Consider the following 15,420-nt stretch of genomic DNA (forward strand, 5'->3'; position numbering starts at 1 on the left):
CCAGAAGGCCTCAGCATGCCCTATAATCAGATCGCCCTTGATGACGCCGTGCGCGCCCTCGCGGAAGCAGCACCCGAAGCCGATCAGACAGGCCAGTTTCCCTGGGCCGGCATTCGCGCCGTCCATGAAGCCGGGCTGCTCGAAAGCACGGTTTCCAGCCGCTACGGCGGCAAGGGCGGTACGCTGAGCGATGCGGCACATATCCTCGCGGCACTTGGCCGGGGCGATCCATCGGTGGCGCTGATCAGCGCCATGACGATCTTCAACCATCTTGGCCAGGCGACCAAGAGCCACTGGCCTGATGATCTCTATCGGCGCCTGCTCGCCGAGGCGAAAGAGCGTCCGCTGCTCCTCAATGCCGCGCGCGTAGAGCCGGAACTGGGTTCACCCGCCCGTGGAGGCCTTCCCGCCACCGTCGCGCGCCGCACGCCAAACGGCTGGGCGATCACCGGTCGCAAGCGTTTCGTGACGGGCGCGCATGGCCTCACGCATTTCCTCGTCTGGGCGCATACGGACGAGCTCTCGGCTCGGATCGGGACATTCGTCGTGCCGAACGGCCTGCCGGGCATTCGCATCATCGAAAACTGGAAGAGCCTCGGCATGCGGGCGACGGGCTCGCACGATGTCGAATATGTCGATGTCGAAGTCCCCGCGGAAAACGCACTGGAGTTGGTCGACCCCTCGGTTGCCCAGCAGGACAACCGCGCTCACGCCGCGATGAACCTTGCGCTGACCGCGATCTATCTCGGCGCCGCCGAGGCAGCGCAATCGGCCTTCATCCGTTTCGCCCACGAACGCATTCCCACCAACCTCGGCCACCCGATCGCGCGGATAGAGAGGTTCGTCACTCTCTCGGGCGAAATAGACCTTCTGGTTTCCGGCGCCCGCGAGATCATCTTCAGCGCGCTCGCGTCGACGGATGGTCCTGCCGAAAGACTGATCCGGGCCCGCCTGATCGCCGGCCGCCAGCTACGCGAAGCGGTGCAGCTCGCCGTGCGCGGCCTTGGCAATCCCGGTCTCAATGCCGATCTCGGCATCGAGCGGCATTTCAGGGACGTCCAGTCGGTGCTGGTGCACGCGCCGCAGGAGGACACGTCGATCTCGATGCTGGGCCGCGCCGCCTATCAGAAATGGGATGCCGAGGAGGCCGCTCGCTTGGAGCGCTCCCCGGCCATACCGGTGCTTAAGACGGCATAGCGAAAGGCCCTCGCGGCATCTCAATATCCTCCTGCACCTGAAACATCTGCATGTGCGAACCGGCCTTTGGGCCCAGCGCACCCCTCGAATAAGCGGGAAGACCCGTGAAAGGAACTTTGATGAGCAACGATCTTATTGTCGGCTTCTCGGGCAATATCACCCGCCCCTCGAGCACCAAGCGCTTCGTCGAAAGCGTTACGGCGTCGCTGGCTGAGCGCGCGGGTCTCGATCATGTGGTCTACGACGTCGAGGATTTCGGCTCAGCACTGGCGACTGCACGCTCGATTGCCGACCTCGATACCAAAGCCCAGGCGGTGATCCGCACGATCATCGAGGCGGACGCCCTCGTCATCGGCTCACCGACCTACAAGGGAAGCTATACCGGCCTCTTCAAGCATGTGATCGACCTGCTCGATCCGGCCGACCTACGCGGCAAGCCCATTATTCTGACCGCAACCGGCGGCGGCGACCGGCACGCGCTGATGGTCGAGCATCAGCTCCGCCCACTGTTTGCCTTCTTCGAGGCCTTTGTCGTTCCGACCGCTGTCTATGCCTCGAGCCGGGACTTCACCGATGGCGCCCCTTCGCCCGCGATTACCGACCGCGTCGAACAGGCACTGATCCAGGCCGCCGCGCTGGTGCGCACCCGCTCCGCACCCACGGCGATCGCCGCAGAATAATCAACCGCTATCGCATCTGGCGATGCGTTTCTTCGAGATATCAAGGCAGAGCCAGAGGCGGATAATGCATGGCGGAACAACGGAAATCCATGGTCGGCATCACCGACCACATGTTCGGCACGCCTCACCTCGAGGCGGAGTTATTGGGCGACGCGGTCGAGATCGACTATTTCGCAACCACCGACGAAACGCAATTTTCGCCGGAGCGCCTTGCTCGTCTGGACGCGCTGATGGTCTGGGGCGCGCGGCTCGGGGCCACGAGCATCGCCCATCTTGCGCGTTGCAAGGGCGTCGTGCGCTATGGTGTCGGCTATGAGAAGATCGATCTGCCGGCGCTTGCGGCAGCCGGCATCCCGTTTGCGAACAATCCCGACTACGGCACCGAGGAAGTGGCCGACCACGCCGTCGCGATGATGCTCTCGCTGCACCGTCGGCTCTGGGAACACAACGCCCGCGCTCGCGGCTACACATCCGGCTGGCAAGTTCACAGCCTGAAGCCGCTCCCGCGTTCAAACCGCGCCACGGTCGGCGTCATCGGCGTCGGGCGGATTGGCACCGCTGTCGTCAACCGCCTGAAGCCTTTCGGCTTCCGCATCCTGGGCTACGATCCCGGCCAGCCGCGCGGCCATGAAAAGGCGATCGGCTACCAACGCGTCGACCGGCTCGACGAACTCCTTGCCGAGGCGGATATCGTGACGCTCCACTGCCCTGTTAACGCCGAGACGCGCGGTCTTCTGGACGCGGAGAAGCTGTCGCGCCTGAAGCGTGGAGCGATCCTCGTCAACACGGCGCGCGGCGAGCTGCTTGACGATCTCGACGCGCTTGAGACCGCGCTGCGAACCGGTCACTTGGCGGCAGCCGCGATCGACACGCTGGCCGAGGAGCCGCCACGGAACCATTCGCTCCTGACGGCTTGGCGCAACAGGGAAGATTGGCTCGCCGGCCGCTTGGTGATCACGCCGCACAATGCCTTCTACTCCGATCACGCCGCAATCGAGATGCGCCATAACGCGGCGATGACGGTGAAGATCCTGCTGGAAGAAGGATATCTCAGAAATCGGGTAGATATCTGACGGTTCGTACTTGGTGAAAAGTTCGAGCTCTATTCATCCGCCCTACTTTGCTCGGCAAGCGCGAGCTCATCGATCCATTTGTCGAGCGCGGCAGCGGCGGCATGCCCTTGGGTAACGATCTCGGGCACCAGGTCGATATCCGGCAGACTGCCCAGGCCGAGCGGGCCCATCGCAAACAAGCCTTGAAAACGCTGCGGTTCCAGTGCCGCGCGGCCGCAGCGATCGACGAGAATGCCAAGGTCGACTTCGTCACGCTTCGCGAGACCCGCGCGGAGCACGGAACGATACAGCGGCGAATCGAGTTCCGTTGGCCGCGACCGGCAATCGACAGCCCTGCTGGCATAGAGCACCTCAAGGCCCGCCGGTCCTGAAAAAAGCACACCATTCGTCGCGATGCGTTCGACCTTGCCCTTGCGCAGCGTGATGGCACCCTCGGCAATGGCCTGGTGAAGCCGCTCAAAATGCTCGGGCGGCAGACGATTGCGATGGCTGTCGTATATGGCGCGCACGTGGCGCTTGAAGCGGCCGCGTTCCTCCGCGCTCAACTCCTGCCACAGGTCATGGGCACGCAGCCTGAAGCCATTCATGATCCCCTGCCAACCGGATCCATCGGCATTGGCGGCCTCCGCCGCCCGACGCAGATGCCTGAAGGCACCGCGAAGCGTGCGCGGAAACGGCTCCTCCGAAACGATGGGCCCAACGGCCGAGCGGGCATGCGATTGCGGCAGAAAACCCGGAGCCGAAATAAGCGTTACGTGTCGCGCCTGGCCGTCGGCCAACAGGCGAAGGGCCCGATCGACCGCCCGAACGCCGGCACCGATCACGACGACATTGTCGCCAGCAGGGCTTATCTGCCCTTCCGTCGGATTTTCACGCAGTCCATAGCCCGTGGCGAGAAAGACCGCATCAAAACGGGCGCTCTGCCGGTCGCCGAACGAAAGCGAAAATCCCAGTTCCTCGCTATGATCCAAGCCCGTCACAATCTCGGGACAGATCTGCACGACGACATCGGTCCTGTTTTGCAGCACTTCGGAGAAGCGCTGATGCACATATAGAGAAAACAGCTCCCCAGGCACGAATGTTTGATCCAGTCCCGCCCGCGCACCACCGGCGCTATCGCCAAGCGTCTGCTCTGCCTCGAGCCACCTACTGAAGTCGTCGCGAACCACTGGATCGACGGACAGGTCGCGAACACGGCTGTTGAGCAAAGTCGTCGCCGATTGGCTCACGCCCCGGCTGAGATCGACCGTCTGTTGTGGATCATACATGACAAGATGGAATGGCCTTTTGACCGTCCTGAGCAGCGCGATGGCCGTCAGAATGCCGGTGAAGCCGCGGCCGACGATCGCGACCTTGAAAAGCGAACGTGTCTGCAGATCTTGCGGTCGTCTGGAAAAACTGGAGGGGAGCTGTGTCATGCGTCAGTTCCTTTCCTGCATTGGCCCGGCAGCATGCGCCGGCTAATTCATTCGGATCGGGATGAAGGCATAATTGTCTACCAAAAGCATAGAAATTATAATTGCGAAGGCAAGCCCTTTTTGAGAGGCAGCGCGCAGACCGAACGCCAAATATTATTCTACTAAATCTATAGACAATAAAAAATCGGCCTTTCTCAGACGCTGACGGTTTGCCTAAGCTCACAGTCAAGCGGTCGGCGAGGGGTTTCGTCCGATCCGCCTTCACCATCCGGCTGCAAGGGGAAACCAATGCGCAAATCGACCATCCTTTCCGACCTTTCCGTCAATCGTCGCGGGGCGCTTGCGCTTTCCGGCGCTCTTGCTTTCGGCTCGCTGCTGTCTGTCCAGGGATTTTCGCCGGCGGCCTTCGCCGAGACCGATGACAGAAAGACGGTAACGATCACCGACGAACTTGGCCGTGAGATCAGCGTCAAGACGCCGATCAAGGCCGTCTACACCGACCTCTGGTACCAGGCGGAGATCGTTCGGGCGATAGGCGCCGGCGATACGATCGTCTCGATCGACCAGAGCACCAATCCCGCCAAGAACCCGGCTAACAAGGACTATTTTGCCAAGTTCGCAAGCCTTCCGGATGCCGGCAATTACAATGGCCCCAACTGGGAGACGATTGCCGCCTCCGGCGCGGAAGTCTTCTTCACCCGCCGCAATGCGCCATGGCAGGATGCGATCGAGAAGCTGAAGCCTTTCGGCATCGAGGTTGTCGTCGTCAGCACCTGGGATCCCAAGGTTCTGCGCGCGCAGTTGCCCAACCTCGGCAAGATCTTCGGCCAAGAAAAGGGAGCGGCGGATCTCGCAGCTCTCTACGATGATATCGATACGGTGCTTGCACAGCATCTGAAGGGTGTCGAGCCGAAGAAGGTCTATTTCGAAAACAATGCGGATTTCGCAACCTCGCTTCCCGGCTCCGGCTTCCATGACACGATTGTACTCGGCGGCGGCAAGAACATCTTCGGCGACATCACTATTGCCAATACCGGCAGTGCATCGGTCCACACCTACACGGTCGATCCGGTCGAGATCATCAACCGCAACCCGGATGTGATCATCCACAATGGCGTCGACGGTCTGGCGGCCGGCTATGCACCCTGGGACCAGACACAGTTCGCGGCGCAGGCGCAGCGCATCATCGATCGCCCTGGCTGGAGCGCGATCAAGGCGGTTCAGGACAAGAACGTCATCGTCTTCAGCAACTTCTTCTTCTCCGCCCTCGGCAAGCAGCTCGGCGCGCTCGCCGTCGCCAAATGGCTTTATCCCGATCGCCTCGCGGATGTTGATGTCGACGCCTACTTCGCCCGATGGCTGAAGGCGCAGGGTGTCGAAGCCCGCTCGATCGTCGACTACGCCTACAGGCTCGACGGCAAGGTCTGAGATGCCGCGATGCGCCTCGGCGCTATGACACCCATTCAGTTTCGAGGAAAATATGAGTTCAGTCCAAACGGAATCCCATTCTCTGCCTTTATCGCATCCCCTTCCGACCAACACCCGCAAACCGCGTGACCGCTATACCGGCCAGAAGCTTGCGATCGGCCTCGGGATCGCCGCCGTCGTCATCACCGCTCTTGTAGGCATCCAGATCGGAACTTCCGGGGCGACGCTGGTCAACGTCCTGCAGACCTTCTGGGCCAAGATCACCGGCACGGTACCGACGGATCGCACCACGCTCCTGATGCACAACGTCATCTGGGAACTGCGCCTGCCGCGCGTGCTTCTCGCCATTCTCGGCGGCGCGGCGCTCGCCGTCGCCGGCACGCTGTTTCAGGGCCTGCTGCGCAATCCGCTGGTCAGCCCCTATACGCTCGGCATCGCGCCGGCAGCAGCATTCGGCGCCTCGCTGGCCATCGTCGTCTTCGGCGCCACGGCCGGAAGCGCGGCGGTATCGCTTGTCATCGGCGCGCTTCTGTTTTCCTTCATCAACGCAGCGCTGGTGCTCTCGCTCGCATCGTCGCGCAATCTTCATGCGACGACGCTCATCCTCGTCGGCATCGCGCTTTCGCAGCTCTTCGGCGCGCTGACGGCCTGCATCCAATATTTTGCCGAGGACGAGGTGCTTGCAGCAATCGTCCGCTGGACATGGGGTTCGGTCAACAATTCGGCCTGGTATCAGGTGCTCGCGCTATTCGCGCTGCTTGCCCTCGCCTTCCCCTATATCCGCTTCCGCTCGAGCGCCCTCAATGCGATCGCCTTCGCCGGCGACGATTCGGCCAAGAGTCTCGGCGTCGCCGTCTCGACGGTACGGCTGCAGACGATCGCAATCGCGGCGACGCTGACGGCGGTGACCATCGCTTTCACCGGCATCATCGGCTTCGTCGGCCTCGTCGCGCCGCATATCGCGCGACTGGTCGTCGGTCCCAATCATCGCTTCCTCATTGCGTTTTCAGCCATCATTGGCGCCCTGCTCCTCGTCGTCGCCGATGCCGTCGGCAGGCTCGTCATCTCTCCTGGCGTCATTCCCGTTGGGATCATCGACGCCTTGGTTGGCGCGCCGATCTTCCTCTACCTCATCCTCTCTCGACAAAAGGCAATCGAATGACCCTCCAGATTTCCTCACTCGAAGTCGGCTATGGCAAAAGACTAGTCGTCAAGGGCGCGAACCTGACGATCGGCAAAGGCGAGCTCGTCGGCCTTCTGGGCTCGAACGGCTCAGGCAAGTCGACGCTGATCAAGACCATCGCCGGGATCAACACGCCGACATCAGGCTCGATCACCTGGAACCGCGATGCTGACCTCACCAAGCTTGCACGCCGCGATCTCGCCCGCATTGTCGCCTATGTGCCGCAATCGATCGGGCTATCCTTCGGGCTCGACATCCGCGAAGCCGTGCTCCTCGGGCGAACACCCTACTTCGGCACCCGCCCGCGGGACGAGGACTGGGCGCATGTCGATGCCGCCATGCAGCGCATGGGCCTTGAGGACCTCGGTGACCGGGCGGTGACGGAGCTCTCCGGCGGCCAGGGACAACGCGTGCTGATTGCCCGCGCCCTTGCCCAGGATCCGCAAATCCTGCTTCTGGACGAACCGACCAGCGCGCTCGACATTCGTTATCAGTGGCAGACACTGGCCGTTGCCCGTGACGTCACCCGCAAGAACAACGTTGCGGCCGTGATCGCCATTCACGATCTCAACCAGGCCGCTCGCTTCACCGACCGCGTGGTTTTCCTGCAGGACGGGGTGGTGATTGCCGAAGGACGACCAGCGGACGTGTACTCGCCAGAACTGATCAAACGCGTCTACGGCGTGGAGGTGGAACTGTCGCTGCACAAGGGCTTCGTGCAGGTCCATCCATTGCCGGAGCGCGATCAGTCCGCTCTCGGGCTGCACTCCACGCCACCGGAGCCCGCTGACGAGCCACTCCCCATCGAACAACGCGGCTACGCGACGGCCTGACTCTTTTTCCGAGGGATAATCGACATGACGAACAAATGGGCGGGCCGCAGCAGTGAGCGCGGCCCAGGACTGGTGCTCGGCCTGCTTCTGGGTGGGACCGGACAGACGAAGAAGAAGGGCCGCGACGGCCCGACCGACAATCTCCTCGATATAGACGCCTATGTCGAGCAGGCGCAGCAGGCCGAACGCGGCAAGATCCACACGGTCTTCCTGGCCGACGCGCTCGTGACCAGCGACACCGCGCCGAAGCCGGGGCTGGAACCGGTGACGCTGCTCAGCGCGCTTGCCGCAAAGACGTCGCGCATCGGCCTGATCGGCTCGATTTCAACCTCTTTCACCGAGCCCTACAATCTGGCCCGACAGGTTCTGTCGCTCGATCACATCTCCAAGGGTCGCGCCGGCTGGAACCTCGTCACCTCCTCGGCGGGGGAGAAGAATTTCGGCAAGCCGCTTCCCGCGCATGACGATCGCTATGCGATCGCCGAGGAGTTTGCGGGCGTGGTTCAGGCACTCTGGGAAAGCTGGGAGCCAGACGCCGTCAGCTATGACGATAGCGGCCGTCAGGTCATCGATGCGGGCAAGGTTCACCGCATCGACTGGAACAGCCGCCACTTCTCCGTCCAGGGGCCACTCAACGTTTCGCGCAGCCCGCAGGACAAACCCATTCTTGCCCAGGCCGGTTCGTCCACCGAAGGAAGGCAGCTCGGGGCGCGCGTCGCCGACGTCATCTTCACCACGGGGCTTACCGAGGCTGAGCCGTCGATCGATCTATATCGAGACTTCAAGCAGCGCGCGACCGCCTATGGACGTTCACCGGACGCGATCAAGATCCTGCCGGGCGTGGCGCCGGTCATCGGCTCTACCGACGAAGAGGCCAAGCGCTTCTGGCAAAAGGTGATCGATGACATCGATTTCGAGGAAGGGCGCAAGTCGCTCGCCGGCCAGTTCGGCGGCATTGATTTCGAAGGCATCGACCTCGATGCGGAAATCCCGCTCAAAGACCTGCCGCAGACGGCCAACGTCCAGGGACGCCGGTCGCGCTTCGGCGTCTTCCGCGAACTTATCGAGAGCGGCAAGGTCCGCACCGTGCGCGATCTCATCATCTACCACTCCAGCGGTGCCGGCCACTGGTTCCCGATCGGCTCGGTGGAGAACATCGCCGACCAGTTACAGGACCGCTACGAAAGGGGTGCAAGCGACGGCTTCAACTTCCTGGCCTTCACCCTGAAATACGAACTCGGTCTCTCCGCCGTCACGGATCACCTGATCCCGGAGCTGCAAAGGCGCGGCATATTCCATCACGACTACCAGCATGAAACCCTCAGGCAGAACCTGGGCGTCTGATCAAGGACAAGGCGAGTACAAAGACATGACACGCTATGTAATCATCGGAGCCGGGGCGGTCGGCGCAAGCCTTGCGGCGCAGTTTGAGCTGACCGGTATTCCCTACGCTCTGGTTGGCCGCGGTGCGCAGATCAGCCACATCAGGCAACACGGATTGAGCTACCGGCGGCCGACGGGCACACAGCAGCTGAAGCTCAACGCTTTCGATCGTTCGGATCCGCCCGAACTGACGCCTGGCGATATCCTGCTCCTGACAGTCAAGTCGCAGGATGCGGCGGGCGCGCTTGCCTTCTGGTCATGGCGCAGCGTTTCAGGCACAGCCGATCCGGCGGCCGTCATCCTTCCAATCGTCACCTTCCAGAACGGGTTGGCAACCGAGGCGCTGGCGCTTCGAACCTTCGCCCATGTCTATGGCGCCAGCATCATGACACCGGCCCGGTTTACCGAGACCGGGAGTGTCGTTTGCGGTGGCGACCCTGAAGTCGGCGTCGTGACGATCGGGCGCTTTCCCAAGGGGCACGACGAAACGAGCAAGCGCATTGCGGAGGACCTCGGCCGCGCAGGTTACCTCGCTGAAACGACGGACGAGATAACCGGCTGGAAATCGGCAAAACTGCTTCACAATGCCCGCAACGTGCTGGAATTGTTTCATGGCTCTGCGGATCTCAGGAGCGAGATCGGCGAAGCCCTGGTCGAAGAAGCACGGCTTGCACTTCAGGCAGCCGGCTACAGGCTTGCCGCGCCTTCCGAGCGCAACATTGATATTTCGAACTGGCGGGTGGCTGACAACAGCGGCATCCACCCCGGCCAGCAATCCACCTGGCAAAGCTTCACCCGTGGCGCATCGAGCGAGGTGGATTTCCTCAACGGCGAGATCGTCCTGCTCGGCCGCCTGCACGGCATAGCGACACCCTATAACGACGCCGTCCAGCGCATCGCCGGACAGCTTGCACTAAGGGGCGAATTCTCCGGTCCGCTCCCTCTTGAAGACGTACTGACAAAGCGCCAGCGGAGATGAAGCCTTCGCGAAAGCGACAACGTTGAGATTTCTGGAAAGAATATTGGTTGCGGGCCTAATGGTACGGAGACTTGTAGGTCTGCTCACCGATCGTGTGTCGGCCGACCTTTCGAGTGCGGCTCTGTGGCCCATGCTGCCTGTTGTCTCCAATGATGGCATGAGACTTACGGCAAGGCGGAACCGACCGTTTGGCTCAACCGGGTCGCTTGCGAAGCTCCTGCAGGATATCGCCAGCGCGCTTTTATAAGACAAATTTGGTCACCAGGGCGAATGGCACCGGCCGTGGGCCAACGCTCGGCCATGCGCTCAGGCGCGCGGGCGAGCGTTGGGGTTTATCGATTTATGCGGACGCGATCCGTCGCCCCGTCTCCTGATCAAAAAGATGCACGCTGCCCTTGGAGAGCGAAAGGTATTGCCGGCTCGCAATGTCGAATTGCGGCCGCTCGCGCAAGACAACCGAGATGAGCTGGTCGCCGAGGCGCGCCTCCACGAAGGTTTCCGCCCCCGTCGGCTCGATATTCTCGACAACGGCCTCGAGCTCGCCCTCGGCAACGAGCGCGATTTCTTCGGGACGCTTGCCAATCAGTACCGTCTGTCCCTCACGAACGCCGGCGGGCGCTTTCAGACCCGTACCCTTGCCCGTCTGCAGAACAAGATCGCCCGACCGGGCGACCGCCGGAAACAGGTTCATCGCCGGAGAGCCGATGAACTGTGCCACGAAGGCATTCGCGGGGCGATCGTAAAGCTCGAGTGGCGAACCCACCTGCTCGATCTTGCCAGCCTGCATGACGACAATGCGATCGGCCATGGTCATCGCTTCGATCTGATCGTGGGTGACATAGATCATCGTCGTCCCAAGGCGGCGATGCAGCGACTTGATCTCGCCACGCATCTGCACGCGAAGCTTGGCGTCGAGATTGGAAAGCGGCTCGTCGAATAGAAAGACCTGCGGTTTGCGCACGATCGAGCGACCCATGGCCACACGCTGACGCTGGCCGCCGGACAGGGCCTTTGGCTTGCGCTGAAGAAGCGGAACCAGCCCCAGGATTTCGGCCGCCTCACGCACCTTCTTCTGCTTCTCCTCCTTGCTGGCGCCCGCAAGTGTGAGCGAAAACGCCATGTTCTCCTCGACGGTCATATGCGGATAAAGCGCATAGTTCTGAAAGACCATCGAGATATCGCGGCTCTTCGGCGGCAGGTTGTTCACCACCTTGCTACCGATTGATATTTCACCGCCGGAGATCTCATCCAGACCCGCGATCATCCGCAGCAGCGTTGACTTCCCGCAGCCCGATGGGCCGACGAGGACGACGAATTCGCCCTCGTTGAAGGTTGCCTCAATGCCGTGAATGACCTCAGCGCTTCCGTAGCGCTTGACGACCTTGTCGATTGTTACGCTGGCCATCCTGTCACTCCTTACGCTGCGCCGATTGCGATGCGCGTGGCCGACAATGCGCCTTCATGAATAATGAGGCCGGCCGATCCACCGTCGAAAGCCGTATCGTCGGCCTCGACAAGGATATCGCCAACGCGCGCCTCAAAATGACCGCCCTTGGCCGAGACCTTCAGGGTGAAAGCGTTCTCGAACTCGACGTCGAGCGCGACGGAGGCAAGTACCTTGCGATCCTCATCCTTGCATCTGACGATCTGCAGCTCACCAGCGCGGGTGACCAGCGCGGCGTAGTATCGGCGCTGCCCTTGCGAGCGGAACACCAGGCCGCCGTGATCACCGAGGTGCAGCATCAGATCCGCCTCGATCGAGTAATCCGTCCAGTCGCGCGTGCCCTGCATGATCATGCCGTCGCCGCGGTTCTGGCTGATGCGGAAATCCTGCGGGAAGTGCTTGGAGAAGAAATGCACATTGCTCACCCAGGCGCGGCGCCAGAAATCACCGGCACCCTCGGGCCGGCGGAAGGTTACCGACGGGCAACCGTCCCAGGTCAGGCTGTCGATGACGACACGACCGTTTGCTCGGCCATCGGCCGTCGTCAACACAAGCCCGACCTCGGCGATCGGCTGGTATCCGGTCTCCGGCACTGTCCATGAGAGCGAGGCGGATGCGCCGGCTGCCAGCAGTTCGCCATTCGGCATGTCGATGGAAACGAGATTGTCCGTCCCGTCATAGTGACGAATGCGCAGTTTGGCTTCGACGATGCCCTTGTTGCCGGAATCGGCGCTGACACGCGCCTTGAGCACCTGGCCGGCATGAATGCGGGGGCTGGCCATCAGGTCATAGGTGCGCATCTTCGTTACTTCGGCCGGGGTAAACACAGGCGTGGTGGTTGCCGCCTCGCGGCCCGGCGCAAGCGCCGAAAAATCGATCGCCAGACCATTGCCGGTGCCGCTCACCTTGAGGTCAGCGAGCGCCGTATCGCCCCCTTGCGGGCGGAAGCCCTGAACGGAACCCGGCAGCGAGAAGTGGAACTTGGCACCGTCCTTAGGCGCCGCTTCGGCGGCCTGGCCGGCAAGCTTGCGACCGAGATTGGCAAGCCAGAGAGCAACATCGACGGCATCGGCGATCGAGCGACCACCGTCGGCCGTCGACATGTAAAGCCGGTCGGCAACCGGGCCGCGCCAATCCGGGCCGGCGTCCAGCCCCTCGAGGCCAAGCATGATGCCGTGCAGGCAACCGAGATTGCCGGCGTTGCAATCGGTATCCCAGCCGGAGGTGTTGACGATCATCTGTCCGCGCTGGAAATCATGTGGAGCGTGCAGGAGCGCCATGATCATCAACGCATGGTTCGGAACGACATGGCAATTGCCCGGATACTTGTCGTAGCCGTAGTTGTCCTCGATCCTCTGGCGGGTTTCTTCCCAATCCTCGTTGCCGGATGTCCAGTGGCGGATATCGGCGACAAGCTTGGCGATCAGGCTGTCCTTCGGAATATAGGACAGACCGGTGTCCAGCAGATGATTGACATCCTTGCTGACGAAGGCTTCCGCCTCCATCGCAGCCCAGAGCACCGCGGCATGGACAGCTTCACCGTCGTGGCTGACGGAACCCGCCGCACGCGCGAGCTTTGCGGCCTGCGCCGGATTACCGGGAGACACGAGCGCCCAGCCGTCGATGAAGATCTGAGCACCGATCTGCTCGGCGACCGTTGCGCCATTGGTCTCGATCGAACCGGAGGCGGGTGCGGGAATACCGCGCTTCAGGTTGAGCCAGGCCGTGTGTTCGGTCGAGTTGCCGGCTCCGCCCCACCAGAGGATCGAGCGTTCCTCGATGATGTAGTTCAGCCAGGCCTTGCCGATATCCTCAGCGGAAAGGTCCGGCGAGATGCCGTAGTCGTCGAGCGCGCGCGGGAAAGCGAAGGTGCCGCCGACATCGTCGTCGGTGACGACGAGCGGATCACCCAGCCGTTCGTGCACGTAGTAGGTGATTGGTCCGAGCTTCTGGAGAATATCCTTGTAGCGCCAGTTTTCGAATGGGCGGCCGAGATAGACGCCGATCAGCTTGCCGAGAACGCCGGCGTAGACACGGTTGTTGTAGTCTGCAGGTATGGACATCAGAAGCTCCTTGTCAGCCCTTCACCGAACCGCCGGCCATTCCTTCGATGAAATGGCGCTGCAGCAGGATGAAGAGAATTACGATGGGTAGAATGATGATGAGGGCCGCCGCCATGATCTCGCCCCAATCGGACGAGTACTGGCCGGACAGCAGGAAGAAGGAAACGACGGCAGTCAGCCTGTCCTGATCCTGCAGGAAGGTGGTTGCGATCAGGAACTCGTTCCAGGAGTAAAGCCCTATGATCAACGCGACGGTGAGGATGCCCGGCGAGACGATGGGCAGGAAGACACGGCGGAACACCTGCCAATGCGTCGCCCCGTCGATTAACGCAGCTTCCTCAAGCTCCTTGGGCACAGCAAGAAAATAGGTGCGCAAGAGCATGATGGCGAAAGGCGAGTAGACCGCCGTGTAGATGAAGGACACGGCAATCGGATTGTTGATCAGCCCGAAGCGGGCAAAGCCGAAGTATAGCGGGAAGAGGAAGAGCTGGATCGGCGCCGTGGTGCTTGCCAGGAGATAGAAGGTGAGGATCTTCCACGTCTTGATCTTGCGGCGGGCGAGAACATAGGCCGTCAGCGAACCCGTGGTGCAGACGAGGATGATCGTCATCCCGGTCAGCACCGCCGAGTTAAGAAGCGTGCGCCCGAAATTGGCGTCCGACCATGCACGGGTAAAATTGTCCCAACGCAATTCCGACGGCCAGGCGAGCGGATTTTGCACGATTTCGGCGGACGCCTTCAGCGAATTCAGCACCATCAGCACGATGGGAAACAGCGTGATGATCAGCAGCAACGACAGCGTCGCATAGACGAGTGTCAGTGTGATGCGGCTCTCGGTCATGTTCATTGTTCGAACTCCGATGCTTGCGCGCGGATATAGAGGACAGTGGCAGCCAGCCCGAAGAGGCTGATGACGACAGAAACAGCCGCAGCCTTGCCGACGGCCAGATCATAGAAGGCGGAGCGATAGGCTAGCGTCGACAGCACTTCGGACGAATAGGCGGGGCCGCCCTGAGTGAGGATGCAGACGAAGTCGAAGACGAGGAAGGACCAGATAACGGTCATGATCATCATCAGCGTGATGGTCGGCATGATGCCGGGAAGCAGCACATAGCGGATCATCTGGAAGAAGGTTGCGCCCTCGATGCGTGCTGCTTCGATCTGTTCAGCCGGCACCTGGCGAAGGGCGGCGAAGAAGATGACGCACAGGAAACCCCACCAGTGCCACAGATCGACGACGGCAATGCCGTAAAGCGCGCTCGACGTCTCTGTCAGCGGGTTGGCAATTTCGATACCCAACCGCTGGAGAAGGCCCGTAACACCCGTCACCGGCGAATAGATCATGCCCTGCCAGACGCGGCCGGTAATGGCCGTGGCTATGATAACAGGGAGGAAGTAGATGACCTGGAACGTGTTGGAGCCACGACGGGCAATCAAAAGCATCGTGGCCGCCAGCAGCCCCATGCCGATCGGCACGGTCAGGAAGATGATCGTCCAGATGATGTTGTTGGTAAGCGCCGTCCAGAACACGCTGTCGTCCCACAGCGCTGCGAAATTGTCCAACCCGACGAAGACAGGCGTGCTGATGCCGTCCCATTCGAAGAAGGCAAGCGCCACCGTCAGCAGCGCCGGAATGGCGATGATCACGATGTTTATGATGAGGGTCGGCAGAACATAGAGTCTGTGCATGTGTATTACCTTTTCGGGCATGGTCCGGCCTGCCCGCCCCCGGCAATCGG

The 15,420-nt window shown here is 61.7% G+C and carries 13 protein-coding genes; 8 read left to right on the forward strand and 5 right to left on the reverse strand.

Features of this window, described 5'->3' with window-relative positions:
• The first annotated feature begins 15 nt into the window (after positions 1 to 15).
• From ACODTZ_RS06060 to ACODTZ_RS06070, 3 genes are all read left to right on the forward strand, one after another.
• The gene (locus ACODTZ_RS06060) at positions 16 to 1,197 is read left to right on the forward strand and encodes an acyl-CoA dehydrogenase family protein (RefSeq protein WP_489024497.1); all 1,182 of its coding nucleotides are present in this window, start codon (positions 16 to 18) and stop codon (positions 1,195 to 1,197) included.
• A gap of 119 nt (positions 1,198 to 1,316) precedes the next feature.
• On the forward strand, positions 1,317 to 1,877 hold the full coding sequence (msuE, locus tag ACODTZ_RS06065; RefSeq protein WP_489024499.1) for an FMN reductase: 561 nt from the start codon (positions 1,317 to 1,319) through the stop codon (positions 1,875 to 1,877).
• 68 nt (positions 1,878 to 1,945) lie between these two features.
• A complete protein-coding gene (locus tag ACODTZ_RS06070) occupies positions 1,946 to 2,950 on the forward strand; it encodes a C-terminal binding protein (RefSeq protein WP_489024500.1) in 1,005 nt (334 codons plus the stop codon).
• 29 nt (positions 2,951 to 2,979) lie between these two features.
• Here the strand turns inward: ACODTZ_RS06070 and ACODTZ_RS06075 are convergent, their stop codons facing one another.
• On the reverse strand, positions 2,980 to 4,368 hold the full coding sequence (locus ACODTZ_RS06075) for an FAD/NAD(P)-binding protein (protein WP_489024502.1): 1,389 nt from the start codon (positions 4,366 to 4,368) through the stop codon (positions 2,980 to 2,982).
• Positions 4,369 to 4,656: 288 nt separating this feature from the next.
• Here ACODTZ_RS06075 and ACODTZ_RS06080 point away from each other — a divergent pair, with 288 nt between their 5' ends.
• The 5 genes from ACODTZ_RS06080 to ACODTZ_RS06100 are packed head-to-tail and all read left to right on the forward strand — an operon-like array spanning position 4,657 to position 10,174.
• Positions 4,657 to 5,796: an ABC transporter substrate-binding protein gene (locus tag ACODTZ_RS06080; protein ID WP_489024503.1), complete on the forward strand. Its 1,140-nt coding sequence runs from the start codon at positions 4,657 to 4,659 to the stop codon at positions 5,794 to 5,796.
• A 52-nt stretch (positions 5,797 to 5,848) separates the two neighbouring features.
• Entirely contained in the window at positions 5,849 to 6,958 is a 1,110-nt protein-coding gene (locus ACODTZ_RS06085) for a FecCD family ABC transporter permease (RefSeq protein ID WP_489024505.1), read from the forward strand.
• Positions 6,955 to 7,812, forward strand: coding sequence for an ABC transporter ATP-binding protein (locus ACODTZ_RS06090; protein WP_489024506.1), 858 nt, complete (start codon positions 6,955 to 6,957; stop codon positions 7,810 to 7,812). Before ACODTZ_RS06085 ends, ACODTZ_RS06090 begins: the two co-directional genes overlap by 4 nt.
• A gap of 24 nt (positions 7,813 to 7,836) precedes the next feature.
• Complete coding sequence (locus ACODTZ_RS06095; RefSeq protein ID WP_489024508.1) at positions 7,837 to 9,156, forward strand: NtaA/DmoA family FMN-dependent monooxygenase; 1,320 nt, start codon at positions 7,837 to 7,839, stop codon at positions 9,154 to 9,156.
• A 25-nt stretch (positions 9,157 to 9,181) separates the two neighbouring features.
• Positions 9,182 to 10,174 carry a ketopantoate reductase family protein gene (locus ACODTZ_RS06100; RefSeq protein ID WP_489024510.1) on the forward strand — a complete coding sequence of 331 codons (993 nt, stop codon included), beginning with the start codon at positions 9,182 to 9,184 and terminating at the stop codon, positions 10,172 to 10,174.
• Between the two features lie 340 nt (positions 10,175 to 10,514).
• On the opposite strand, the gene ACODTZ_RS06105 is transcribed toward ACODTZ_RS06100, so the two are convergent.
• The 4 genes from ACODTZ_RS06105 to ACODTZ_RS06120 are packed head-to-tail and all read right to left on the reverse strand — an operon-like array spanning position 10,515 to position 15,370.
• Positions 10,515 to 11,579 carry an ABC transporter ATP-binding protein gene (locus tag ACODTZ_RS06105; RefSeq protein WP_489024512.1) on the reverse strand — a complete coding sequence of 355 codons (1,065 nt, stop codon included), beginning with the start codon at positions 11,577 to 11,579 and terminating at the stop codon, positions 10,515 to 10,517.
• Between the two features lie 11 nt (positions 11,580 to 11,590).
• On the reverse strand, positions 11,591 to 13,681 hold the full coding sequence (locus tag ACODTZ_RS06110) for an ADP-ribosylglycohydrolase family protein (RefSeq protein ID WP_489024513.1): 2,091 nt from the start codon (positions 13,679 to 13,681) through the stop codon (positions 11,591 to 11,593).
• Between the two features lie 13 nt (positions 13,682 to 13,694).
• Positions 13,695 to 14,528 (reverse strand): carbohydrate ABC transporter permease, encoded by an 834-nt coding sequence (locus ACODTZ_RS06115; RefSeq protein WP_047511710.1) that lies wholly within the window; start codon positions 14,526 to 14,528, stop codon positions 13,695 to 13,697.
• Positions 14,525 to 15,370 (reverse strand): carbohydrate ABC transporter permease, encoded by an 846-nt coding sequence (locus ACODTZ_RS06120; RefSeq protein ID WP_489024515.1) that lies wholly within the window; start codon positions 15,368 to 15,370, stop codon positions 14,525 to 14,527. The genes ACODTZ_RS06115 and ACODTZ_RS06120 overlap by 4 nt, the downstream gene beginning before the upstream one ends.
• Between the last annotated feature and the right edge of the window lie 50 nt (positions 15,371 to 15,420).

Source organism: Rhizobium sp. FG113 (genome assembly GCF_057809895.1).

What these genes read in the sequence shown, in the direction of transcription:
- ACODTZ_RS06085 (WP_489024505.1), top strand. Translation starts at nt 5,849, where the DNA reads ATGAGTTCAGTCCAAACGGAATCCCATTCTCTGCCTTTATCGCATCCC.
- ACODTZ_RS06095 (WP_489024508.1), top strand. Translation starts at nt 7,837, where the DNA reads ATGACGAACAAATGGGCGGGCCGCAGCAGTGAGCGCGGCCCAGGACTG.
- ACODTZ_RS06070 (WP_489024500.1), top strand. Translation starts at nt 1,946, where the DNA reads ATGGCGGAACAACGGAAATCCATGGTCGGCATCACCGACCACATGTTC.
- ACODTZ_RS06100 (WP_489024510.1), top strand. Translation starts at nt 9,182, where the DNA reads ATGACACGCTATGTAATCATCGGAGCCGGGGCGGTCGGCGCAAGCCTT.
- ACODTZ_RS06105 (WP_489024512.1), bottom strand. Translation starts at nt 11,579, where the DNA reads ATGGCCAGCGTAACAATCGACAAGGTCGTCAAGCGCTACGGAAGCGCT.
- msuE (WP_489024499.1), top strand. Translation starts at nt 1,317, where the DNA reads ATGAGCAACGATCTTATTGTCGGCTTCTCGGGCAATATCACCCGCCCC.
- ACODTZ_RS06115 (WP_047511710.1), bottom strand. Translation starts at nt 14,528, where the DNA reads ATGAACATGACCGAGAGCCGCATCACACTGACACTCGTCTATGCGACG.
- ACODTZ_RS06090 (WP_489024506.1), top strand. Translation starts at nt 6,955, where the DNA reads ATGACCCTCCAGATTTCCTCACTCGAAGTCGGCTATGGCAAAAGACTA.
- ACODTZ_RS06080 (WP_489024503.1), top strand. Translation starts at nt 4,657, where the DNA reads ATGCGCAAATCGACCATCCTTTCCGACCTTTCCGTCAATCGTCGCGGG.
- ACODTZ_RS06120 (WP_489024515.1), bottom strand. Translation starts at nt 15,370, where the DNA reads ATGCACAGACTCTATGTTCTGCCGACCCTCATCATAAACATCGTGATC.
- ACODTZ_RS06110 (WP_489024513.1), bottom strand. Translation starts at nt 13,681, where the DNA reads ATGTCCATACCTGCAGACTACAACAACCGTGTCTACGCCGGCGTTCTC.
- ACODTZ_RS06075 (WP_489024502.1), bottom strand. Translation starts at nt 4,368, where the DNA reads ATGACACAGCTCCCCTCCAGTTTTTCCAGACGACCGCAAGATCTGCAG.
- ACODTZ_RS06060 (WP_489024497.1), top strand. Translation starts at nt 16, where the DNA reads ATGCCCTATAATCAGATCGCCCTTGATGACGCCGTGCGCGCCCTCGCG.